The sequence below is a fragment of the Kribbella sp. VKM Ac-2571 genome, assembly GCF_004362255.1.
In the GTDB taxonomy this organism is placed as follows: Bacteria; Actinomycetota; Actinomycetes; order Propionibacteriales; family Kribbellaceae; genus Kribbella; species Kribbella pratensis.
Window position 1 is genome coordinate 458,520 of the sequence record NZ_SNWS01000001.1, and the last position, 20,700, is coordinate 479,219.

General features: G+C 67.8%; 18 protein-coding genes, 1 tRNA gene and 2 pseudogenes. 10 read left to right on the forward strand and 11 right to left on the reverse strand.

All coding sequences use genetic code 11. The annotated features are described in order from the left end of the window. Positions 1-60 precede the first annotated feature (60 nt). From EV651_RS02275 to EV651_RS02305, 7 genes are all read right to left on the reverse strand, one after another. Positions 61-723 (reverse strand): hypothetical protein, encoded by a 663-nt coding sequence (locus EV651_RS02275; RefSeq protein ID WP_133781412.1) that lies wholly within the window; start codon positions 721-723, stop codon positions 61-63. 396 nt (positions 724-1,119) lie between these two features. Further along, positions 1,120-1,192 (reverse strand) — tRNA-Asn (locus tag EV651_RS02280). Between the two features lie 94 nt (positions 1,193-1,286). Then, positions 1,287-1,826 (reverse strand): hypothetical protein, encoded by a 540-nt coding sequence (locus EV651_RS02285; RefSeq protein WP_133781414.1) that lies wholly within the window; start codon positions 1,824-1,826, stop codon positions 1,287-1,289. A 33-nt stretch (positions 1,827-1,859) separates the two neighbouring features. Continuing rightward, entirely contained in the window at positions 1,860-2,744 is an 885-nt protein-coding gene (locus tag EV651_RS02290; RefSeq protein ID WP_133781416.1) for an RNA polymerase sigma factor RpoD/SigA, read from the reverse strand. A gap of 97 nt (positions 2,745-2,841) precedes the next feature. After that, a complete protein-coding gene (locus EV651_RS02295) occupies positions 2,842-3,384 on the reverse strand; it encodes an SRPBCC family protein (protein WP_133781418.1) in 543 nt (180 codons plus the stop codon). Next, a complete protein-coding gene (locus EV651_RS02300) occupies positions 3,377-3,700 on the reverse strand; it encodes a helix-turn-helix transcriptional regulator (protein WP_133781420.1) in 324 nt (107 codons plus the stop codon). Before EV651_RS02300 ends, EV651_RS02295 begins: the two co-directional genes overlap by 8 nt. 47 nt (positions 3,701-3,747) lie before the next feature. Next, a complete protein-coding gene (locus EV651_RS02305) occupies positions 3,748-5,265 on the reverse strand; it encodes an amidohydrolase family protein (protein WP_166658466.1) in 1,518 nt (505 codons plus the stop codon). 71 nt (positions 5,266-5,336) lie between these two features. On the opposite strand from EV651_RS02305, the gene EV651_RS02310 reads away from it, so the two are divergent. From EV651_RS02310 to EV651_RS02320, 3 genes are read left to right on the forward strand one after another with little or no spacing between them, the layout of a single operon-like run. Then, the gene (locus EV651_RS02310) at positions 5,337-6,113 is read left to right on the forward strand and encodes a uracil-DNA glycosylase family protein (protein ID WP_133781424.1); all 777 of its coding nucleotides are present in this window, start codon (positions 5,337-5,339) and stop codon (positions 6,111-6,113) included. 31 nt (positions 6,114-6,144) lie between these two features. Then, a complete protein-coding gene (locus tag EV651_RS02315) occupies positions 6,145-7,014 on the forward strand; it encodes an exodeoxyribonuclease III (protein WP_133781426.1) in 870 nt (289 codons plus the stop codon). Between the two features lies 1 nt (position 7,015). Beyond that, positions 7,016-8,143 (forward strand): hypothetical protein, encoded by a 1,128-nt coding sequence (locus EV651_RS02320; protein WP_133781428.1) that lies wholly within the window; start codon positions 7,016-7,018, stop codon positions 8,141-8,143. Here the strand turns inward: EV651_RS02320 and EV651_RS02325 are convergent. Next, complete coding sequence (locus tag EV651_RS02325) at positions 8,136-8,636, reverse strand: DUF664 domain-containing protein (protein ID WP_133781430.1); 501 nt, start codon at positions 8,634-8,636, stop codon at positions 8,136-8,138. The two genes, EV651_RS02320 and EV651_RS02325, sit on opposite strands and share 8 nt — an antisense overlap. A gap of 292 nt (positions 8,637-8,928) precedes the next feature. Between EV651_RS02325 and EV651_RS43180 the strand changes: the two are divergent. The 3 genes and pseudogenes from EV651_RS43180 to EV651_RS02340 all read left to right on the forward strand — a co-directional run. Then, positions 8,929-9,141 (forward strand): annotated as a pseudogene (locus EV651_RS43180) (aldo/keto reductase); the annotation flags it as partial. Between the two features lie 296 nt (positions 9,142-9,437). Beyond that, positions 9,438-10,958 (forward strand): phospholipase C, encoded by a 1,521-nt coding sequence (locus EV651_RS02335; RefSeq protein ID WP_133781434.1) that lies wholly within the window; start codon positions 9,438-9,440, stop codon positions 10,956-10,958. A 98-nt stretch (positions 10,959-11,056) separates the two neighbouring features. Continuing rightward, a complete protein-coding gene (locus EV651_RS02340; RefSeq protein WP_133781436.1) occupies positions 11,057-11,809 on the forward strand; it encodes a DUF5995 family protein in 753 nt (250 codons plus the stop codon). Here the strand turns inward: EV651_RS02340 and EV651_RS02345 are convergent. Further along, a complete protein-coding gene (locus tag EV651_RS02345; RefSeq protein WP_133781438.1) occupies positions 11,806-12,510 on the reverse strand; it encodes a M50 family metallopeptidase in 705 nt (234 codons plus the stop codon). The genes EV651_RS02340 and EV651_RS02345 overlap by 4 nt on opposite strands. A gap of 157 nt (positions 12,511-12,667) precedes the next feature. Here EV651_RS02345 and EV651_RS02350 point away from each other — a divergent pair, with 157 nt between their 5' ends. From EV651_RS02350 to EV651_RS02360, 3 genes are all read left to right on the forward strand, one after another. Next, positions 12,668-14,698 carry a S41 family peptidase gene (locus EV651_RS02350; protein WP_133781440.1) on the forward strand — a complete coding sequence of 677 codons (2,031 nt, stop codon included), beginning with the start codon at positions 12,668-12,670 and terminating at the stop codon, positions 14,696-14,698. 109 nt (positions 14,699-14,807) lie between these two features. After that, positions 14,808-16,022, forward strand: a complete 1,215-nt coding sequence (locus EV651_RS02355) for an aconitase X catalytic domain-containing protein (RefSeq protein ID WP_133781442.1) — start codon at positions 14,808-14,810, stop codon at positions 16,020-16,022. Next, positions 16,019-16,411 (forward strand): aconitase X swivel domain-containing protein, encoded by a 393-nt coding sequence (locus EV651_RS02360; protein ID WP_133781444.1) that lies wholly within the window; start codon positions 16,019-16,021, stop codon positions 16,409-16,411. The genes EV651_RS02355 and EV651_RS02360 overlap by 4 nt, the downstream gene beginning before the upstream one ends. Here EV651_RS02360 and EV651_RS02365 read toward each other — a convergent pair. Beyond that, positions 16,376-17,572 carry an MFS transporter gene (locus tag EV651_RS02365; protein WP_238156603.1) on the reverse strand — a complete coding sequence of 399 codons (1,197 nt, stop codon included), beginning with the start codon at positions 17,570-17,572 and terminating at the stop codon, positions 16,376-16,378. The two genes, EV651_RS02360 and EV651_RS02365, sit on opposite strands and share 36 nt — an antisense overlap. Before the next feature lie 229 nt (positions 17,573-17,801). On the opposite strand from EV651_RS02365, the gene EV651_RS02370 reads away from it, so the two are divergent. Next, the gene (locus tag EV651_RS02370; protein ID WP_202870121.1) at positions 17,802-18,629 is read left to right on the forward strand and encodes a phosphatase PAP2 family protein; all 828 of its coding nucleotides are present in this window, start codon (positions 17,802-17,804) and stop codon (positions 18,627-18,629) included. Positions 18,630-18,643: 14 nt separating this feature from the next. Here EV651_RS02370 and EV651_RS02375 read toward each other — a convergent pair. After that, positions 18,644-20,584, reverse strand: a pseudogene (locus EV651_RS02375) (bifunctional SulP family inorganic anion transporter/carbonic anhydrase); the annotation flags it as partial. Positions 20,585-20,700 lie beyond the last annotated feature (116 nt).

The following is a 20,700-nucleotide window of genomic DNA, read 5'->3' on the forward strand; positions in this document are numbered from 1 at the left end:
GAGCCGGTGGCTGGTCCTTGCCGATCTGGTGGCCGACCTTGTGGTCGAGCTAGTGGTCGGTCAGCCGACCAGGACCGCTACGACGGATGCGGAGGCTGCGATCTCGCCGCTTCCGGCGGAGCCGGCGTCGTCGTTGTAGCCGAAGGCGAAGACCTCGACCGTGGTCGCCTTGTCGACCTTCACGACCTTGACCGTCGAGCCGGTCAGTTCACGGTCCTTTGCGGGGGAGATCTCGGCGCCGAGGATGGTGCCGTAGTCCTCGCCGAACGCTGTGTCAGAGGCGCCGACGCGGAGGGCGAGCTGCGGCCGGGTGCCTGCTGCGCCGGCGGTGGTGCGGGCGAAGAACGCGGTCGAGTTCAGCAGCCAAGTGCCGGGCTCGAGCTTGAACTCGCCCACCTTGGTCTTGTTGGTCTTGAACGACCCGCCGATCTTGTCGATCGTCACGGCCTTGAAGTCGGCTGAGACGCCGGCCTTGCCGTACATGTCCGTGTTCTTGAGGAATGCTGCGCGATCGCCCGGCACGAGCTTGCTGGCCGGGATGCTGTTGTCGACGACCTGCGACGCCGCGACCGAGCGCGGGCAGAGCGGGTACGACAGGGTTTTGCAGTCCGGTCGTACGGCGCCGTTCGCCGCGACCGTGACACCGACCAGCACGCCGGCCCCCAGTACGGCGGCCACCAGCAGTCGGCCACCTTTGGTGTTGAAAACCTTCTTGATGTTCACAGGGTTCCTTCCCCTCCATCCCCGAGGCCCCCTCGGGATACTGGAAGGAAGCTAGCCCAGTTTACGGTCTAGGCCAATAGGTACGCCGAAATATATTCGTGGCGAATCAAAAGCGCGCGACGGTGAGATAGGTGCCGGAGGCCTTGTCCTCGGCAACTTCTACGGTGCTCGACCAGGAGATGGCGGCGAGCGCCGATTCCCCTTTATGTAGGCGGATCCGGGTAGCCGTTGACGGTGATCGGGGTGCCTGATGCGGGCCGGGTTGGCGGGGGAGGACGAGCCCGCCGATCAACCACACCTACCCCCAGCGATGCATTCCCCGAACCTACCTGGCCCGTGGTTGAAGTCCGGGAAATGCAGAAGCCGGGCTCCTGGGGAGGCCCGGCTGGTGTGTTGCTCCCGCGACTGGACTCGAACCAGTAACCTGCCGGTTAACAGCCGGCTGCTCTGCCAATTGAGCTACGCGGGATCGTGGTGGTGCTCGAGCCCTCGATCCCCGAGGACCTGAGTAGGTTAGCAGGCGGGCGGCGAACTACAAAAACGGGATTCGGGCCGCTGCCGGGTCAGATTCCGAACTCGTCGCGGACCTGCCGGAGGGCAGCCTCGGCTGCGTCCACTACGCCGGGCTGGGTGGGCTCCAATCCCTTGTCCAGAACGAAGTTCCAGGTGACGGGCGCGTCGGTGGCGGCCGGGTTGCGGCGGCCGACAATGCGTACGCCGCGCTTGCCGGACAGCGGGACGTGACGCTGTACGACGATGCTCGCGTCGACGCGCTCGCGGAGGAGCTGACCGAAGCGGCCCGGGTCCTCGACCTTGAGCTCCGTGGCGCGCAGCGGGGTGCCGAAGTCGGTGGTCTCGTAGACGTGCAGGACCGATGCCTCGGAGTCCCAGTTGGCGCGCTCGATCTTCTCCCAGCCGACCCGGCGGTCGGCGTCGGCGGCGTCCGACGGGAGGTAGACGGCGGCGCGGGTGCCGGCGATCCAGCGGCCGTTCGTCAGCTCGACGGCGGCCAGGACGTCCTCCTTGCTCCCCGTCGACTTACGGGCGGCGGCCGACACGGCCTCGCCCAGCTCGCGCGGCCAGGGATTACGCAGAAGTCTCACACCCACATCATCCCAGCCGCCCCAAGAAGGCGATCAGGCGACGTAGTCGCGGAGTTGGGGGAGGGCTCGGCGGCGGAGTTGGCGCAGGGCTTCTCGTTCCAGGGCGCGGACCTTTGCCGTGTTCAGTCCCAGTTGCGTGGCGATCTCCTCAGCAGTGGATGGGATATGGCCGTGCAGCCCGTACCGGCGGTGGAGCACGGACTGGTGCAGGTCGTCGAGAAACTGGAGGTGATGGGCGAGGTCCCGGCGCAGCGCGGCCCTCAGGACGATCGGGTCGTCGTCGATCACCGGGTCGGTGTCGTCGACGTCGAGCGTCTCGGGTTGCATCCGCCACGCCTGCGCCCGCTCGATCCGCGCGATGCTCAGCCCGGTCGCCCGCGCGAGTTCCGGCGTACTGGGCTCGCGCCCCAGCTCCTGGGTCAGGTCGTGGCGTGCCGACGCCACCCGGGACGCGTCGGCGTACGCCTGGGCCGGCATCCGGACCAGGCGCGACCGGTCCGAGATCGCCCGCCCGATCGACTGCCGGATCCACCAGATCGCGTACGTCGAGAACCGGTGGCCAAGCCGGTGGTCGAACCGCTCGACCGCCCGCATCAGCCCGATGTTGCCCTCCTGGATCAGGTCGAGCAGCGAGATGCCCTTCCCGCCGTATCGCCGGGCGAGGGACACCACCAGGCGCAGGTTGCCCTCGATCATCCGCTGCCACGAGTGCCGCCCGAGCGCGACCACCTTCTGCAGGTCGCGCGGATCGTGCCGCCCCGGATCGCCGGCCAGGCGCTCCGCGGCCAGCAGGCCGGCCTCGATCCAGTACGAGTGCTCGTTCACCTCCTCCAAGGTCAGTAGTTCGTGCTGCCCGATGTCACGCAGGTACGCCACCAGCGCGGTGATGTCCGCCGGTTCACAGTCGAGATCTCCCATTCCGGACCCTTCGCCGCCAATCTCCTTGCCAAAGAGAGTGCCGCGATTCGACCCGTGCGGGACCGGTGACTTCGAGTATGTGGATAACTACATCGAGTCAGATCCAGGCGGGGTACGACGGCGCCAGCGCGGCGTACCGGTCCGACCAATCGGGGATCTCGGCGTCATTGAGCCACGCCTCGAGCCGGTCGAAGAAGGCGTGCGTGCCGGGGATGAAGCCGCGGGCGTTCTGCTCGGACAGGCCGGTGTGGGTGAAGGTGAGCAAGGTCCCGTCGCCGTCCGGGCGGAGTTCGTACCGCACGACGCTGTCCTCGACGATGCGCTGGCGCCACTCGTGCTCGAGGACGTGCGGCGGGTCCCAGACGAGGATCCGGCCGGTCAGCCGCTTGGCGTCCGGCGCCGCCGGGGGATCGGTCGGGATCATCTCGATGCTGCCGCCGGTGCGCCCGTCGATCACGGTCTCGCCGAACCAGGCCTTGCGTTCGAGGGGGTCGGTGAGCGCGGCCCACACCCGCTCGACCGGGTACGGAAGATGTCGCCGGAAGGTCATGGTGGCGCGATCGCCGTCGATGGCGAGCTCACCCAAGGGGGCCAAGCGGTCAGAGGCCAAGCGGTCAGGGCCGGTCAAGCGGTCAGTCATGCGGGTGCTCCTCGGGGTTGTCGGCCAGATGCTGCTCGAGGGCGTCGAGGTGCAGCGGCCAGTACTTGCGGTACCGGCTGATCCAGTTCTCGATCTCGATCAGCCGGTCGGCGCGCAGCACGTAGATCCGCTTCTGGCCTTCCGGCCGTACGTCGACCAGCCCGACCTCGCGCAGGATCCGCAAGTGCCGCGACACCGCCGGCTGCGTCAGTCGGTGCAGATGTTCGACCAGCTCACCGGCCGGTCGCTCCCGCTCCGCGAGCAGATCGAGTACTTCCCGCCGGCTCGGCTCCGCGATCGCCTCGAACACGTCCATGCCGAGAAGTATTACAACAAACGTATATAAAGTTCAAGTGATATATCTCAGGCGTACGCCCGGAGGCCGCTGAGGAGGCCGTTGTGGAACGGGTTCGCGTCGACCGTGTCGAACCAGGCGGTGCCGGTGGTCAAGGGCTCAAGCGGCGGGATGGTGACAGGGTCGGGGGAGGGGGTGGCAGGTCCGCCGCGGAGGATCTCGTCCTCGACCTCGGGGGCGGGCATGTCCGGCAACAACACGAACGAGTCGGCGAAACCGTTCCCGGCAACACCGTCCCCGACAAGACCCGCGAAGGTGGCAGCTGCGCGAGCGGACGCCCCAGCCGGATCACTGCGGATCTTCTCCAGGTCCGCGACCACGGTCTTCCAGGTGACCGCCGGGTCGCCGTAGTCGATCGCACGCGACAGCCGGCCGACCTTGATCGGCGTCGCCGCCGGTGCGAGCGGCGTCATGAGCGACGGGAGTCCGTAGCGGGCTCGACCACCGACGACGACCAGCCGGATATCGGCCTCGGTCGCCTCGATCACACTGCGGTACGTACCTGCCGCAGAACGCCGTACGACGACCAGGTCCGCGAGTGCGCCGCGCTCGAGCCGGCCGATCGGACGCGGCCAGACGCCCGACAACGCCTCACCGGGATTCGAGGTCACCATCCGGACCAGTTCTTCGTCGGTGAAGACCGATTGCGTCTTGTTCCACAGATCGGCAACCTTCAACTCCCACAGGACATTCCGCGTCCCCGACGGCGCCCAGTCGGACCCGAGGCACAACCGCACTCCGGCCGCGTGGGCGGCTTTCACATCGGCCGTTGCCCCGTACAACCAGAAGTTCGAGAACGGTGACCAGACCAGAGTGGAATTCCCCGCCTTCAGTGCCGCGAAATCATCGGCATTCAAGGCGCCACCGTGAATCGCGACCAACTGCGGTTTCACCACACCGACGTCGGCCAGCAGCCGGAACTCGGAGCGCAGCTTCGGATCCGACCCCTCCGCCGAATGCGCGATGAATCCACGCCCGGCCTGCACAGCGGCGGCGTACGGCGCGAGCGCTGCCGCGTTGTCGGCGACGAGGGTGCTGACCCGGATGAAATCGTCGTGCGTCCCGAGTTTCTCCGAGTCGATGTTGCGGATCAGGTCGTTGTCCGGCGGTACGGCGCCGCGCGGGTTGCCCTGGATCGACGTCGTACCGCCGACGATCGCCCGCGTCTCGACGTACCGGAGCAGCGCTCGCCCCGCGGTGGCGCCGAGCAGGCGGGCCGGCTGGCTGATCTGGCTGCTGTACGTCGGCGCGCGGCCCCACTGATTGTGCGAGGTCCACGGAACCGTGCGCGAAGGCTCCGTCCACAAGGGCAGGCTGTTGTACATCAAATGGTTGTGCAAATCGATCAGACCCGGGCAGATCAACCCGCCCGCGGCGATTCGCGGCGCGTTGTCGAATCCCGCCGGGACCGGATCTACCGGCGTGACCGCCGCAATCAAGCCGTCGTCACCGACGTACACCGCGCCGCCGGACAGAACTTCCCCGCCCGATCGCATCGTCATCACGGTTCCACGCAGTACAAACATGGCCCACCCTCCCGTAGAATCCCCGTTGCCGCCCCTGGTCATGAGCGTATCGCCGAGGGGGAGGTAGTTCGATGGGTGATTTCGATCCCGGTCCGCCGGTCATGGTGGCGCGGCACTTCGCGAAAGTTCCCAGTTACGCGGATTTCCGGGAATTGTTCTGGTACGACTGGGGCCCGGTCTTCTACCGGGGACGGCTCAATCGCAAGGCTCGGCTGCTCGCTATCGCATCGGACCCGGGCCCGACCGAACGCATCGCGGGCCGCACGCTGGTCGGCGACGCCGGTCAGCGCGTGCAGGGCTTCCTGGGCAAGCTCGGCCTGACTCGCAGTTACGCACTGGTCAACGCCTACGCCTACGCGCTCAGACCGTCTCGCGCACAGCAAGCGGCCCCACTGCTCTCCCGGCCTGACCAGCTCGCCTGGCGCAACACGTTGCTCGACCTGATCACCGGCCCCGAGTTGCAGGCGATCGTCGCGTTCGGCACCCAGGCGCGCTCAGCCGTTCAACTGTGGACCGACAGGCCGAACGTACCGCTGTTCGAGGTACCGCACCCGTCGAGCCGCAGCCCGAAGGTGCTGATCGACAGCTGGCGGAACGCGATCACCGAGCTGCGAGCGATCGTGACGCCGGATCCGGACGGCGACAACACGGTCCCCAACTACGGCGTGAAGTTCGCCGAGTCCGACTATGCGCCGATCCCGCCGCGGGACCTGCCGTTCGGCGTACCGCCGTGGCTGGGGAACGACGCCTGGGGACGCAAGGACAAACCGCGGCACAACAACAGTGTCGAACGTCCCGGCACCGACCTGTTGAACACTCTTGTCTGGCGGGCACCGAAGCTCGGCTGAAATGGTCCGTGGCTGGCGCTACCTTGGTCGGATGCGAGTCGCCACGTGGAATGTGAACTCGGTCAAGCAGCGGATGCCGCGGCTGCTGGACTGGCTGGACGAGCGGCAGCCGGACGTCGTGTGCCTGCAGGAGACGAAGCTCGCGGACGACGCGTTCACTGCACTCCTGGGCGAAGAGCTGACCGCCCGCGGCTACGAGACCGGCCTGTACGGCGCCCCGCAGTGGAACGGTGTCGCCCTGCTGTCGAAGGTCGGACTCGATGACGTGGTGATCGGTGTGGAGGGCGCGCCGGGCTTCCCGGACCCGGAGCCGCGCGCGATCGCGGCGACCTGCGGCGGCATCCGTGTCCACTCGCTCTACGTGCCGAACGGCCGCGTCCCGGACTCCGATCACTACCGCTACAAACTCGCGTGGCTCGCCGCGCTCACAGAGGTCGTCGCCGACGGACCGGCCGATCAGATCGTCTGCGGGGACATGAACATCGCCCCGACCGACGCCGACGTCTTCGACCCCGCGGCGTACGTCGGTCAGACGCATGTGACCCCGCCCGAGCGGCAGGCGCTCGCGGAACTGATGGCCGCGAAGGACCTGCACGACGTCGTCCGCGACCGCTGGCCGGACAAGCGCATCTTCAGCTACTGGGACTACCGCGCCGGCATGTTCCATCAGGACCTCGGCATGCGGATCGATCTGATGCTGGCCACCGAACCGGTCGCCGGGCGGGTCAAGGCCGCGTGGATCGACCGTAAGGCGCGGAAGGGCACCGGCCCGAGTGACCATGCCCCGGTGATCATCGATCTCGACACCGCACCGGATGGCGACATCGGTCCGGTCGTGCCACCGCCGTCCGCGCCGCGGACCGGTCGGAAGAAGACCACCAAGCTTCCGCAGAGCCGCTGACATGCGGCGCCTCGCTGCGGTCGCGGTCCTGGTGCTCGCGACCCTCACCGCCTGCAGTGACCACAAGGCCGACGACAAGCCGCAAACGCTCGACAACTGGACCAAGGTCGACGTCAGCCCGGCCGAGCCGGTCACGCTGACCGCCCACGACAAGCAGTTGCTTGTCGGTCTGCGGCACCGCGGCGCCAAGGTCGTCCCGGAACTCCAACTCCTCGACAGCACGGGCAAGCGCACGCCGATCACGGTGAAGCCCAACCCGGCCAGCCCGTACGCGTTCGAGGCGATCTGGTACTCGATCGCGTACGACGGCAAGCAGCTCCTCGCGCTCGGTGGAGCCTCCGGCGGCGCGCACTCCAACACCCGCTGGACGGTCTGGACCGGCACTCCGCAAACCGGACTCGTCGAGAAGCCGCAGAACTTCTTCACGTTCGGCGGCCAGGACGCGGGCGACCTGTACAGCGCCGTCATCACCCCGAGCGGCTGCGCGCTTCTCGGCTCCTGGGGCGGCGTGCAGACGGGCAACGACGCGATGGTCTGGCTGCCGCAGAGCGACGGCAAATGGGTCAGACAGGACCCGACGAAGACCGCGTTGCAAAGTACGCCGTCCCTCCTGGTCGGGCCGGGCTTCGGTACGACGCTCGGCGAGAGCATCGTCCTCGTCGGATCGCAGGTCCGGCTCGCGCCCGGCACCGTTGCACAGGAGGCGGCTGTCTGGCGATCGACCAAGCTCAACCAGGGCTGGACCCGGATCGTGCTGCCCGATCCCGGCGGCCGTAGTCAGGCCAAGACCGCGACCTGCGCGAAGGACTGCGTGATCTCCGGCTATGTCGACGGGCAGCTCGCGATCTGGCAGCTCGACGCCTCAGGGACCGCGAAGCGGCTCCAGGGCGTGCCGTCGATCCCGGTGGGGGACAAGGACAAGCTGCCGCCGCCGATCGTCGACGGCGACAAGGTCGTCCAGGTCGTTGCCCAGGACAACAAGGTGAAGGTGCTCACCGGGCGGGACGGCCAGTGGACCGTCCAGGACGCGATAGGGCCGGAGGGCAAGGTGACCGACGCCGTACTGATGCCGGATCGCAAGCTCTACCTGATCGCCGGCACCTCGCTCTGGCAGACCACGCTCAGCTGAGCAGGCCCTTCACGTACGCCGCCTGGCCGGAGTGCTGCGCGCAGTCGTCGATGACGCTGATCAACCGCACTCCGAGCGTGACCGGCGGGTTCCATCGACGGTCGACGATCCGGTCGAGGTCCTCGTCGGTCAGGGTGCGCAGGAACTCCGCGGTCCGGGCATGTACGGCGTCGTAGTACCCGAGCAGTTGATCCGCCGAGAGCTTCACGAGCCCGACCTGGTCGGACGTGTGCGCATACCCGGTGTCGGCCTCGTCGAGCGGCAGTCCGAGCCGCTCGAACCACCCGTCGGCGGTGTAGACCTGCTCGTACCCGCCGGCGTCCGCCAGGTGGTCGTCCTGGACCCGGGTCAGGTGCCAGACCAGCCAGGCGATCGAGTTCGCCGTGTCACTCGGCCGCGTCGCGAGTGTCTTGTCGTCGAGCCCGGTGACGACGTCGTGCAGGACCTCCTGGACCCTGCTGTGGGCGTCGAGGAGCAGTTCATTCGTCTTCATACCTGCCACCGTAGTCTTCGCTACAGACAGTTCAACGAGAGGGAGAACCGTGGAATATCGCACTCTCGGCGCGAGCGGCGCCGTTGTCTCGACCGCGGGCGTGTCTGACCTCTCCACGCCTACTGCGGGGTGCTCGGCACGGCACCTCGCCGCACGGGAGCAAAGGCCACGATGAAACCACATCGAGGCCTTCACTCCCGCACGCCGATGCACCGCACCGAGCACCTCCTCGCGACGGCGTGGAGAGGTCAGACACGCCCGCGCGCTCGGCACCATGACGTTCGGCAACGAGACCGACGAGACCGAGCCGACCGGGGACGGGCCGAACGACGTCGGTACGTCGCGTCGGCACCTCCGCAAGGCGTTGGAGGCGTCGCTGCAAAGACTCGGAGTGGACCACATCGACCTGTACCAGCTGCACGCGTGGGACCCGGTCACGCCGCTCGAGGAGACGCTCAGCTTCCTCGAGGACGCCGTACGCGCCGGCAAGATCTCGTACGGCGGGCTGTTTGCACCTGACCCCGGAGGAGACCGCGAAACTCGACGAGGCCAGCGACCCGGGCGCGGCCGACTACCCGTACGGCGGACCAGGCATGGCCCAACGCGGGCGACCGATCGCCGGAGGACGTTCCTGAGAGAATCCTCAGGTAGCTGAGGGATTCTGAGAGGAAAACACCCGGCGTTCAGCACGAGTTCGTCTTTCGGGGTTTCGTCGGGCCGGGGCGCTGGCGGAGGCTTGGGGAGCCGACGAGCCACCATCGGGGTGGCTCGTGGCTCGCACAGCCTGAAGGAGAGTCAGCAGTGTTCGTTCGCAGCAGGCGCAGGCTAGCCCTGGCCGCCGGACTCGGGGCGACCCTGGTCGCCGCGGCCACCGTCCCGGCCGTTGCTCTGGGCCACAATCAAGGCGCACCCACGACCACCCCGATCGAGCACCTGGTGGTGATCTTCCAGGAGAACGTGTCGTTCGACCACTACTTCGCGACGTACCCCAACGCCGCGAACGCGGCCGGCGAGCCGGCGTTCGCGGCCGCCGCGGGCACGCCGGGAGTCAACGGCCTGAACACCCCGCTCGCGGCGCCGAACAACCCCAACTCGACCCAGCCGTTCCGGCTCGGCCGGGACCAGGCGCAGACCTGCGACCAGGACCACAACTACGCCGACGAGCAGAAGGCTGTCGACGCCGGCCTGATGGACAAGGTCGTCGAGACGGTCGGGCGCGGCGCCGGCACCTGCGCCGACTACGGCCACGGCAAGGGCCTGGTGATGGGGTACTACGACGGGAACACCGTCACCGGTCTGTGGAACTACGCCCAGCATTTCGCGATGAGCGACAACTCCTACGGCACGACGTACGGTCCGTCGTCTCCCGGCGCGATCAACCTGGTGTCGGGTCAGACGCACGGCTTCAGCGCGGACGGCGACGCCGTACCGGCCGCCACCGGGACGATGATCGGGGATCCGCAGCCGGCCGGCGACAAGTGCAACACCCGCGACAGTTCGACCGTGACCGATCCGAAGAACAAGAACGTCGGCGACCTGCTGAACGCGAAGGGCGTCAGCTGGGGCTGGTTCCAGGGTGGATTCGCTGACTGTACGGCGAAGCACACGGACGTCGGCGGGGTCAGCAGTGCCGACTACATCCCGCATCACGAGCCGTTCCAGTACTACAAGAGCACGCAGAACCTGCAGCACACGCCGCCGGCGTCGGTCGACGAGATCGGTCACAACGGTCCGGCGAACCACCAGTACGACCTGAAGGACTTCTGGGCATCCGTCGACAACGGGAGCATGCCGGCGGTGAGTTACCTGAAGGCAGCGGCGTACCAGGACGGTCACGCCGGCTACTCGACCCCGTTGGACGAGCAGCACTTCGTGGTCGACGCGATCAACCGGCTGCAGAAGACGAAGGACTGGAAGAACACTGCGGTCGTGATCGCGTACGACGACAGTGACGGCTGGTACGACCACCAGGTCGGCCCGGTGGTGAACCAGTCCAACGACCCGGCGCACGACGCACTGACCGGCACGAACTGCGGGACGAACCCGGCCCGGATCGCCGGCGGTTATCTCGACCGCTGCGGGTACGGTCCGCGGCTCCCGCTGCTCGTCGTCTCGCCCTACGCGAAGCGGAACTTCGTCGACCACACCACGACCGATCAGACCTCGATCCTGAAGTTCGTCGAGGACAACTGGAAGACCGGCCCGATCGGCAACTACTCCTTCGACGAGAAGGCCGGTTCGCTGAACACCTTGTTCGACTTCCACCACAAGAACAAGGCGCTGTACCTGGACCCGGTCTCCGGTCAGCCGGTGGAGCACTAAAATTCAACAGCGACGCGGAGAGCGGCGTACGACGCACCAAGCGCACGCCGCTCCTCCGCGAGCAGTGTGGGCATGATCCCTCCCCCTGAGGAGAGCCGATGACCGATGGCAGTCCGATCGGGGACGTGGTGGCGCGGATGCGGCAGCGAGCCGATGAGCTGCCGCCGGAGCTTGCGCGCCGGCGGTTCTTCCTGGAGACGTATCTGCGCACCACGCAGGCCGTGGGACGGGCGATCGACCAGGGCCGGTTCGAGGATCCGGAATGGGTCGAGGTCTGGGACGTGAAGTTCGCCGAGCTGTATCTGCGCGCCCACGACGCGGATCTCGTGACACGGGCGGCGGAGGGCAGTGGCGTGCCTCGGCCGTGGCGCCTGGCGTTCGATGCTTCGCCGGAACTGCCGGCGTTGGCGCACGTGCTGCTCGGTATCAACGCGCACGTGAACTACGACCTGCCGCAGGCGCTGCTCGCGGTCATCAGCGACGACGACTTCCTGGATCCGCAGCTGATGGACAAACGCCGGCGCGACCACGAACGGATCGACAGTGTGCTCGCGGAACGTGTCGCGGCAGAGGACGGCGAACTCGCCGCGACCGGCGCGCGCAGCCTGATCGATCGCGTTCTCACACCACTCAACCGGCTGGCGTCACGACGCTTCCTGCGCGAGTCCCGGCAGAAGGTCTGGCACAACACTGTCGAGCTGCAGCAGGCACGCGTACAAGGCAGCTATGAGAAGCGGCTGGGTGAGCTAGAGGTGCTGAGCGCGGCGAAGGTGGCGGATCTGCTCAGACCAGGACAAGTGCTGCTGCGCCTCGCAGTGACCGGCTTCGGCGTCACCCTGCCACCTCCCTAGCTCGGGAGCACGCCAGACCAGAGCACGCCCAACGCAAGGCAAGCAAGCGTGACCAGACCGAACACGCCGACCCACATCAACGCCGGTACGCCGGTGAGGCGCCGGAGCTGATCCGCGTCGGAGCTGCGCCCCTGGCCGTGCCGCCGCGAGCGCTGCAACTCCAGCACGGCACGTGGTGCGGCCAGCAGCAGGAACCACGTGAGCAGGTGCGCGAAGGTGGACTGCACCGAGGGAGAGCCCCACCATGTCACGCTGAACACGACGGCGCCGAACACCAGCACCGACCACAGCCCGAACAGGTTGCGGATCTGCAGCAGCAAAATCACCAGCGCCGCGAGCAGTCCCCACAGCAGCGCAACGGCGTACCCGCGGCTGAGGACGAACGCGGCAGCCAGGCCGAACAGAGCGGGACCGGGGTAGCCGGCCAGCAGTACGGCGATCATCCCGCCGCCGGTCGGCTTGCCACGGGACACCGTGACGCCGGAGGTGTCCGAGTGCAGCCGGATCCCGGACAGCTTGCGGCCGACCAGCGCGGCGATCAGTCCGTGCGCGCCCTCGTGCGCGATCGTCACGACCTGCCGCGTGTGCTTCCAGATCGGGCGCCAGGCGATCAGCAGCAGCGCGGCCACGCCCGTACCGATGACCAATTGGAGCGACGGCTCCGGCTGAACCGACGTGATGTTGTCCCAGAACTCCTTCACCCGCCCATCCTTGCAGTCAGGTGGTCAACCACTGCGGAAGGGGATGTGCAGGGTGACTCGGGGTGGTACGGCGTGACGGGCCGTTGACATCGGCTGGGGCGCGGATCACGGTGGAGGCATCGCGGCCCGGGGAGGGGCCCGCCGTATTGGGGGGACGATGTCGCAACCACGCACGACCAAACGCCAAGCCAGCAAGACACCAGCCAAGAAGACAGCAGCCAAGAAGACAGCAGCCAAGAAGACAGCAGCCAAGAAGACCGCGCGGCGGCCCGCGGTGCGGGGAACGGTTGGGACGGATGCAGGGGCGGCTGTCCCGTTGGCGGACTTCCTTGATGCGGCCGGCACGTTGACGCTCGAGCAGCGGAAACTTCTGGTGGATCAGGCGCTTCTGCTGCTCAGTGAGAACTACGTGCACCTGCCGTTGAAGGTCGCGATGCACGCCGTCAACCCGTTGCAACGGCTGCGCGTGATGCGCGCTCGGATGGAGCGTCAGACGGCCGACACGATGCAGGCCGAGTGGCTGTTCCATCGCGAGATGTCGAGCATCTTCCACTCGGTCCGCGACCTGCACACCAACTACCTGCTGCCGGTGCCGTTCGCCGGGAAGATCGCGTTCCTGCCGTTCATGATCGAGAAGGCCCGCGACGCGGACGGTTCCGAGCACTATTTGATCACCCGCACAATCAGCGGCTACCAGGCCCCGCAGTTCGGCCCCGGCGCCGAGGTGACGCATTGGAACGGTACGCCGATCGCTCGCGCGGTCGCGCTCAACGGCGCCGTCTTCGCCGGGAGCAACGAAGCTGCCAACCTGGCCCGCGGCCTGGAGTCGCTGACCCTGCGCCCGCTGGTCATCCAGGCCCCGCCGGACGAGGACTGGGTGACTCTGACGTACGTCGGCCTCGACGGCTCGGAGCAGGAATTGCGCGAGCAGTGGAAGGTCACCGCGAACCTCCCGCCGATGACGGACCTCGACGCGATCAGCGAGGCCTCGGCGTTGATGGGTCTCGACCTCGACTCGGACGAGAAGTCGCGCGCGAAGAAGGCGCTGTACGTCCGTGACGTCGTCGAACTGGAACGCGGGCAGAGCTCGGCCGAGCTGGCTGCCCCGGCCGCGGTCACCGGGGCGGATCTGCCGACCACGATGCCCGGGGTGTTCCGGGCCCGTGAGGTCGTGACGCCGTCCGGGACGTTCGGGCACCTGCGGATCTTCACGTTCAGCGTGCAGGATCCGGTCGCGTTCCGCGACGAGTTCGTCCGGCTGGCCGCGGCGCTGCCGCAGAACGGCCTGATCGTGGACGTCCGGGACAACGGCGGCGGACACATCTACGCGGGCGAGTTCACGCTGCAGACGATGACCCCGCGGCGGGTCGCGCCGGAGCCGGTGCAATTCATCAGTTCTCCGCTCAACCTGCGGATCTGCCGCCGGCACAAGGACAATCCAGCCGGGATCGATCTCGGCCCGTGGTTCGACTCGCTGGACCTGGCGATCGAGACCGGGGCGCAGTACTCGGCGGCGAAACCGATCACGCCCGAGGATGGTGCGAACGACATCGGCCAGACGTACCACGGACCCGTCGTCCTGATCACCGACGCCCGGGTCTACTCGGCGACCGACATCTTCGCGGCCGGGTTCGCCGACCACGAGATCGGCACGATCCTCGGCGTCGACGACAACACCGGCGCGGGCGGCGCGAACGTCTGGACACACGGTCTGCTCGCGACCCTGCTGAACGAGCCGCCGCCGCCCGACGAGACCTCGCCGTACGTCGCGTTGCCGAACGGCGCGAACCTGCGGGTCGCGATCCGGCGCACCCTGCGGGTCGGGAAGCTCGCCGGTACGCCGGTCGAGGACCTCGGCGTCAAGCCGCAGGAGACCCACCGGATGACCAGGGCCGACCTGCTCGAGGGCAACGTCGACCTGCTGAACAAGGCCGGCGAACTGCTCGCCGCGCTCCCGGTCCGCCGGCTCGACCTGAAGACCTCCTTCAGCGGTACGACGCTCACCGTCGCGATAGATGCCCTAGGCATCGACCGCGTCGACCTCTACGTCGAAGGCCGCCCGATCAGCTCCGAGGACTACACCGCCCCGGTGAGCATCGACATCCTGGACGTGACTCCCGGTCAACTCCTCCGCGCGGACGGGTACGACGCGGGCGAGCTTGTCGCGTCCCGGCGGCAGGTCGTCTAGAAGAGCGGACCGCCACCACTCACCAACCGCGCCCCGGCCGCTTGTTCGAGGGTGACGCTCGCCGCGTCGGGCGGATTGGTGAGTGGTGCAGGTCCGCTAAGTTCAACTCATGCCGACTCTGCACCTGACCGCCGACGAAGAGGCGATGCTCGGCGGTCGGGACGGCGAGGGTGTGGCGCTGGCGATGCGGGTGATCGTCGGGCAGGCGCGGATCTCGGACGCGCCGCGGCTGGTCGAGATCACGTCGGCGCACGTCGACTCGTGCCTGTACCACGGTCAGGTCAGCCTGGACTTCGCGCACCGCCTCGTCGACCTGGGCGCCCGGGTGCGCGTGCCGACGACGCTCAACGTGGGCTCGACGGACCTCATCCATCCAGACCTCGTCCGGGATCACGAGCTCGCGGCGGCGGGACGGGAGCTGATGGCGGCGTACGTCGAACTCGGTTGTACGCCGACGTTCACCTGCGCGCCGTACCAGCTTCCGAATCGCCCCGCGCTCGGTGAGCACATCGCGTGGGCGGAGTCGAACGCGATCGTGTTCGCGAACTCGGTGCTCGGTGCGCGCACGGATCGGTACGGCGACTTCCTCGACGTGTGTGCGGCGATCGCCGGACGAGCGCCGTACGCCGGACTGCAGACTCCCGAGGCACGGCGGGGAACTGTGGTGTTCGACTGCCGCCCATTGGGCGAGTTCACCGACCTGACGTATTCGCTGCTCGGTCATCACATCGGATCGGTGGTCGGTGCCGAAATCCCTGTACTGCTAGGGATTCCGGCCGACGTAGCAGAGGACGACCTGAAGGCACTCGGCGCGGCCGCCGCATCGGCCGGAGGAGTTGCGCTGTTCCATGTGGTCGGTGTGACGCCGGAGGCGCCAACTGAGGTCGACGGTCTGCCTGTGCGAGTGGTTGACCTCGAGACACTGCAGCGCGTCCGGCGCAAGTTGTCGGCGGTGGCGTCAGAGCTGGACGCAGTGAGCATCGGTACGCCGCACGCGTCGTACGCCGAGTGTGTCCAGCTGTCCGAGCTGGTGGTGGGACCGCCTTTGAGGTTGCCGTTCTACCTGTCGACCGCTCGCGCCACCCGCGAGCGCCTGGCCGAGAACGGCGTACTGCAGGTGTTGGAGGCCGCCGGGGTCACGGTTGTCGTGGACACCTGTACGTATGTGACGGCGATCCTGTCGCCCACCTGGAAGTACGTGATGACGAACTCGGGCAAGTGGGCGCACTATGCACCCGGCAACATCAACGTCTCCGCCATCCTCGGCTCGCTCACCGAATGCGTCGCTTCCGCCCGCGCCGGCCACGTGGTCCTCGACGCATGATCATCCACGGCCGAAGCCTGCACCCCGGCACCGCGACAGGTACGCCGATCCGCCTCACCGCGCCGCTGTCCTTCTGGGGCGGCACCGACACCGAGGGCCGCATCGTCGACGCGCATCACCCGCAGTGCGGCGCCGTCCTCACCGGCCGCATCCTCCTGATGGAATCCGGCCGCGGCTCCAGCTCCGCCTCCAGCGTCCTCGCCGAACAGATCCGCGCCCGCACCGCGCCCGCCGCGATCATCCTGTCCCGCCCCGACCCGATCATCCCGCTCGGCGCCCTCATCGCCGCCGAGTTGTACAACCTGAACCTCCCGGTCGTCGTCGCGTCGTACGACGCCATCCCCGCCGACGCCCTAGTGCAGGTCACCGACGGCACGATCACCTGGTGACCGGCGCATCAGTACGGCGGTTGCCGCGAACAGGACCGCGCACGCGGTGAGCGCGAGCGGGAGCGTGGTGAGCCGGGCGATCGCGGAGACGGTGACACCGCAGACGATCTCGCCCAGGTACTCCAGTTGCGCGAGGAACGAGTGCGTGGTCGCGCGGATGTCGGCACTCGTACGGGCGTTGACCCAGATCGTGCTGATCACCCGGGTGAGCGGCGTGACGATCCCGTTCAGCAGTACGACGGCGATCGCGCCGAGGACCGGATCGCGCGCGAACGCGAGGAGCAGCATCGCGAGCACTCCGACGAGGGCGGCCAGTGCGTAATCGGTCGCGGCGTGCGCGCCGTTGATCCGGTGCGTGACGAGTCTGAGTACGACGGCGCCGACAACCAGAGCGGTGACGCCGAGGGCGGTGAACCAGACGATCGGGTCCGGCGCGCTCGGCAGGCCCAGGTCGAGAAGTTGCTTCTGGGTAAGGCGTCCGGCGGCATCCGAGGCGCCGTTCACGAGGAACGTCGCGGCGAAGATCAGCAGGATCGCGCGACTTCGTCGTACCAGCGTGACGCCGCGTCGGAACGTGCTCCAGGACGCCGACCAGCGCGCGGTCCGCGTCGGGACGAAGTTGTGCTCGGTGAAGCGGAACGCGACATACAGCCCGAGGGCCGCCATCGCGGCGCCGGCGATCACGATCGTCAGGTCCCGCCGGGTCGTCCAGGCGAGGAGTCCGAGGAGAACGAGACCGGTCGCCGCACCGGTCAGCTGTGCGCGGGCGGCCCGCGCGAGGACCACGTTGATCTCCGACGGCCGATCCAGCTCGTCGGTGATCAGCGCGACGTCGGATCCGCTCGCGAAGGTCCACGAGATGCCCCACAGGACCTGCGTGGCGAGCAGCGCGGGGAACGACTCGAACAGTCCGGTCGCGAGCATCGCCGTACCCATCAGCACCTGCGAGATCACCAAGGACGACTTGCGGCTGATCGTGTCGGCGATGACCCCGGCAGGTACTTCGAAGACGAGCGCGAACGCACTCTGCACGGACCCGATCAGCACGAGCTCGGCGGGGGAGAGTCCGGCGTCGACCACCAGATAGACGCTGGTGACCAGCCACCACCCGTTGTGCAGGACCGCTCGCAGCCACGTCCACCGGATGAAGACCGTCACCATGCGAGCACTCTTCCGAGGACGGCAGCTCGCGTCGACCGATTTAGCCGTGGCCTTCATCCTGCCGATGTGAGTTGGTTCATATTGTTCGCAACTATCAGCATGTTGCGATAATTTGAAAGAGTGCCAAGGATCACACAGGAAAACGAATGACCGTTCTTGATCTGAGGGCGGATCGCGGCGGAGGCTGGAATTTCAGAGAACGAGCGTTCGGTTTGATGTGGGGGTCGGCATGGCGCAGGTGACTCTGGAGCGGGTAGGGCAGCCGAGTCTGCCGGAGCTGGGGCGGCATCGCGGTGGGATCTGGCGGATCGTCAAGGAGATCGCACTGCTCGCCGCCCTGTTCGGGGTCTACAACCTCGGCCGCTTCCTGTCCGCGGAGCATGCGGGATCGGCATTCAAGCACGCCGACGAGCTGATCCGCTGGGAGGCCTGGCTCGGGCTGCCGAGCGAGGCGACGATCCAGCACCAGGCGCTGAAGATCGACGGCCTCGCCCAGCTCGCCAACGTGTTCTACGCGAGCGTGCACTTCCCGCTGACCGCGGTGGTGCTGCTCTGGTTGCTGATCCGCCGCCCGGCCGAGTACGCGAAGGCGCGCTGGGCACTCGCCTCACTGACTGGGCTCGCGTTGATCGGGCACATGTTCTTCCCGCTCGCCCCGCCCCGGATGATGCCGGGCTGGATCGATACGGGCGTGCTGCTCGGACAGTCGGTCTACGGACCGAGCACGCACTCCGGGGTCGCGAACCAGTTCGCCGCGATGCCCAGCCTGCATGTCGGCTGGGCGTTCATGGTCGCGGTCTTCCTGATCCGGGCGACCCGGTCACGGTGGCGCTGGCTGTGGATCGCACATCCGCTGCTCACCTTCACGGTTGTCGTGGTCACCGCGAACCACTACTGGCTGGATGGGTTAGTGGCGATCGCACTCGCCGTACCGCTGCTCCTGATCTTCAACAACTCCTCGTCGCCGCGGACCAGGAACGGCGCGCGATCCACGACCGAGCGCGCTGTCGCCGCACCGATGTCGAACCACAACCCGATCAGCTCGAGCCGGCCCTGATCCTCGGCCGCGCGGACGCACGGGAAACTCCGCAGATTCTCCAGCTGTACGGCGACGTTCGCGACGGACAGCTTGTCGGCCGGCGACAACTGCATGCCGGTCGCCGGGTCCACGATGTCCGGGAGCGCGACCGCTCGCCGTACTGACGGCTCCAGGTGCCGTAGCCAGTTCTGCAGTCCTGATCCTTCGGGTACGTCGGCTGCGAGCGCGGCGGCCGCGGCGCCGCAGGAGGAATGACCGCAGACCACGATCGACTTCACCCCGAGGACGTCGACCGCGTACTCGATCGCGGCGTCGACGGAGTTGCTGTTCGATCCCTTGGGCGGCACGAGGTTCCCGATGTTGCGCACGCAGAACTGGTCGCCCGGTCCGCTGGTGGTGATCATCGTCGGCACGATCCGCGAGTCCGCACACGTGATGAACAGGTGTGCCGGTTGTTGCCCTTCGGCCGCGAGTTTCGCCAGTAACGCCCGAATGGGTACGTCGCCCAACTGCTCTGCGGACCCGGCGCGGTACACCTCGACCGAGCCGCCGCGCGCGCTGTGCCCGCGCCGCCAGTCCTCGATCGCCTCGGATGCCGCGTGGTCCAGATGATCCACTGTCAGATCGACCCGAACCGTCGCACCCTGCGGGATCGACCGCAGCGTCCGCACCAGCGACGCAACTCCGAGGAAGACCAGCGAACCACGGATCCGTACCGTCCACACGCCATCGGCTTCGGTCGCCGTCACGGTTGCCCGCGCGAGCCGGTAGAGCACGCGCGCGAGCGCCAGCACGAGACCGAGCAGCACGCCTTCGGCCAGTCCCAGTACGCCGACGCCGACCGCGGTCACGACGTACACGAGTAATTCGTCGTGCCGGCGCAGTGTGCGGATGTGGGCGAGCTGCACCAGGCGCAGGCCGGTGACGAGCAGTACGCCGGCGAGCGCGGCCATCGGGATCAGTTCGAGCATCGACCCCGCTGCGAGCACGAACGCTGCGATCCACACGCCGTGCAGGATCGCCGACGCGCGGGTGCGGGCGCCGGCGGCGACGTTCGTCGACGAGCGCACGATCACGCCGGTGACGGGCATCCCGCCGAGCGCACCGGACACCGCGTTCGCGGCGCCCTGGCCGATCAGTTCTCGATCGAGATTGCTCCGCCGACCGCGATGAAGCTTGTCGACGGCAACGGCCGACAGCAACGACTCGACACTGGCGACGAGGGCAACCGTCAGTACGGCGGTGGCGATCTCGAGCGGTGGGCCCTCGGGCATCACCGGGAAGATCAGACTCTGCAGCGGGCTGTCCGGCAGGTCGACCCGGGTCACGTCGGGCATGGTGACCGCGGCCAATGCGGTGACCGCCACGACCGCGACCAACGGTGCCGGAATCACCTTTACTTTGGGGATTCGCGGCCAGGCGAGGACGATTGCGACGGTGAGTACGCCGGCCACGACCGAGTGACCGTGGTGCGCGATCAGCTGTGCGGGGAGGGCGGTGATGTTGGAGATCAACGAGCTCTGGGCTTTGCCGCCGAGCACCACGTGCAGCTGCTGGACTGCGATCGTGATGCCGATCCCGGCGAGCATGCCGTGCACTACGGCGGGGGAGAGCGACAGTGCCAGTCGCCCGATCCGGGTGGCGCCCAGCAGGATCTGTAGCAGGCCTGCCGCACAGGTGATTGCGGCGGTCGCGGCCCAGCCGAACTGGGTGACGAGTCCGGCGACGACAACGGTGAGGCCGGCGGCCGGGCCGCTGACCTGGAGCGTGGAGCCGCCGAGCGCGCCGGCGACGACACCGCCGACCACGGCGGCCACCAGGCCCGCGATCAGCGGCGCGCCGGACGCGGCGGCGATTCCTAGGGAAAGTGGTATTGCGATCAGGAAGACCACCAGCGAGGCCGGTAGGTCATGGTGCAGAACGGTCTTCCAGGACAGACGGTCGCTGGGGGGAGAGTGGGAAGGGGTCGGCACGGGTCCTCCGGCGTCGGTGCTCAGGATTGCTCGGGCATCAGGCGTCGAAACAAAGAGTGTCGATCTGGTTACCCATCGTACTGACCCGATCAAGCCCAGAACAGCGACAATTCGAA

Excerpts from the sequence above, each read along its gene's own strand:
- EV651_RS02290 (WP_133781416.1), bottom strand. The coding sequence starts at position 2,744 with ATGGGAGATCTCGACTGTGAACCGGCGGACATCACCGCGCTGGTGGCG.
- EV651_RS02295 (WP_133781418.1), bottom strand. The coding sequence starts at position 3,384 with ATGACTGACCGCTTGACCGGCCCTGACCGCTTGGCCTCTGACCGCTTG.
- EV651_RS02300 (WP_133781420.1), bottom strand. The coding sequence starts at position 3,700 with ATGGACGTGTTCGAGGCGATCGCGGAGCCGAGCCGGCGGGAAGTACTC.
- EV651_RS02305 (WP_166658466.1), bottom strand. The coding sequence starts at position 5,265 with ATGTTTGTACTGCGTGGAACCGTGATGACGATGCGATCGGGCGGGGAA.
- EV651_RS02310 (WP_133781424.1), top strand. The coding sequence starts at position 5,337 with ATGGGTGATTTCGATCCCGGTCCGCCGGTCATGGTGGCGCGGCACTTC.
- EV651_RS02315 (WP_133781426.1), top strand. The coding sequence starts at position 6,145 with ATGCGAGTCGCCACGTGGAATGTGAACTCGGTCAAGCAGCGGATGCCG.
- EV651_RS02320 (WP_133781428.1), top strand. The coding sequence starts at position 7,016 with ATGCGGCGCCTCGCTGCGGTCGCGGTCCTGGTGCTCGCGACCCTCACC.
- EV651_RS02325 (WP_133781430.1), bottom strand. The coding sequence starts at position 8,636 with ATGAAGACGAATGAACTGCTCCTCGACGCCCACAGCAGGGTCCAGGAG.
- EV651_RS02340 (WP_133781436.1), top strand. The coding sequence starts at position 11,057 with ATGACCGATGGCAGTCCGATCGGGGACGTGGTGGCGCGGATGCGGCAG.
- EV651_RS02350 (WP_133781440.1), top strand. The coding sequence starts at position 12,668 with ATGTCGCAACCACGCACGACCAAACGCCAAGCCAGCAAGACACCAGCC.
- EV651_RS02355 (WP_133781442.1), top strand. The coding sequence starts at position 14,808 with ATGCCGACTCTGCACCTGACCGCCGACGAAGAGGCGATGCTCGGCGGT.
- EV651_RS02360 (WP_133781444.1), top strand. The coding sequence starts at position 16,019 with ATGATCATCCACGGCCGAAGCCTGCACCCCGGCACCGCGACAGGTACG.
- EV651_RS02365 (WP_238156603.1), bottom strand. The coding sequence starts at position 17,572 with ATGGTGACGGTCTTCATCCGGTGGACGTGGCTGCGAGCGGTCCTGCAC.
- EV651_RS02370 (WP_202870121.1), top strand. The coding sequence starts at position 17,802 with ATGGCGCAGGTGACTCTGGAGCGGGTAGGGCAGCCGAGTCTGCCGGAG.